Source organism: Actinoplanes sp. NPDC004185 (assembly GCF_053603475.1).
In genome coordinates this window covers 1-1348 of record NZ_JBSGFR010000131.1, presented here as the reverse complement: position 1 = coordinate 1348, position 1348 = coordinate 1, and the positions used below count along the sequence as shown (strand labels likewise).

Genomic DNA, 1348 nt, shown 5'->3' with positions numbered 1-1348 from the left:
TTATTTATACGGCGACAACGTTTTTTTACACATCTTCCGCGACACTCTTTCCCTACCCCACGCTCTTCCTATCTTGTGGGCGCGTCAGGCCGCGGCCACGCTGAAGACGTCACGGGGCGGGGGGGGCGGCCGGAACCCGGCCGCCGCCCCGGAGCGTTCAGACGGTGGCGAGCGCTTGCGTCGGGGTCAGGCGCGACGCCCGTACGCAGGGATAGACGCCCGCCAGCACGCCGACGACGATCGCCCCGCCGATCCCGAGCATCGCCGAGCGGGCCGGGACCACCAGCGGCCAGTCCTGCCAGGCCGCGTACCCCATGGTGGCGAGCAGGCCCAGGACCGTACCGGCCAGGCCGCCCACCGTGGCCAGCACCACCGACTCGGTGAGGAACTGGCCGCGGATCTGGCCGCGGGTCGCGCCCAGCGCCCGCCGCAGGCCGATCTCGGAGCGCCGTTCCAGCACCGAGACGACCATCGTGTTGGCCACCCCGATGCCGCCGACCACCAGCGCCACCCCGGCCAGGGCCAGGAACAGCACCGAGAAGCTGCGTTCGGTGGCCCGCTTGGCGGCCAGCGCGTCGGACGGCCGGGTGATCATCACGGCGCCGGGCCGCTCGGCCGAGATGGTCTCGGGCAGGACGTCACGGACGGCCTCGATCTGCGACTCGTCGCTGCGCACGTAGAGCACGGTCGGATGGCCGTCGAAGGCGAGCTCGGACTTCGCCGACGGCCAGCCGACCAGCACCGAGCGGTCGATGTCGGGGGTCAGCGGTGTGGTGGCCAGGATGCCGACCACGGTGAACCTCCGGTCGGCGATCATCACCTGGGGCGACGGCGCGCCGGCGGGCAGCCCGGTGATGCCGAGCCGGTCGGCGGCGACCGAGCCGAGCACCACGGCCGGGAACTTCTCGGTGACCGCGGTCAGCCAGGCGCCCGACCGGATCCGCGCGTTGATGATGGGCAGCAGGTCGGTCCGGGTGGCCAGCACGGTCAGGCCGGAGCCGTCCCTCGGGTCGGTGCGGTCGTTGCGGCGTACCACGGTGTGGGTGTTGGCGACCGCGCTCGCGCCGGTGACCGGGCCGATCCGGCGGACCATGGCCACCGCCGACTCCGGCAACGGGGCCGGCGGGTCGACGTCGGGCAGCGCCATTGCCTGCAGCGTGTTGGTGCCCAGGGCGCTGAGCTGGTCGACCAGGGCGGCCTGGCTGGACGCCGGGATGCCGGTCACCACGATCATCGTGGCGATGCCGATCGCGATGCCGCCCAGAACGCGACCAGCAGCGCCAGGCCGGTGATCACCTTTGTCCGCGTGCTCATCGTTGTTCCCCCGTACCGATCAGGGCGCGCAGCC

1 protein-coding gene is annotated in these 1348 nt (G+C 72.3%); it reads right to left on the bottom strand.

Going from position 1 to position 1348, the window contains the following annotated elements:
- Nucleotides 1-157 precede the first annotated feature (157 nt).
- Nucleotides 158-1249 (bottom strand): ABC transporter permease, encoded by a 1092-nt coding sequence (locus ACWEOZ_RS44345; RefSeq protein ID WP_451916677.1) that lies wholly within the window; start codon nucleotides 1247-1249, stop codon nucleotides 158-160.
- Between the last annotated feature and the right edge of the window lie 99 nt (nucleotides 1250-1348).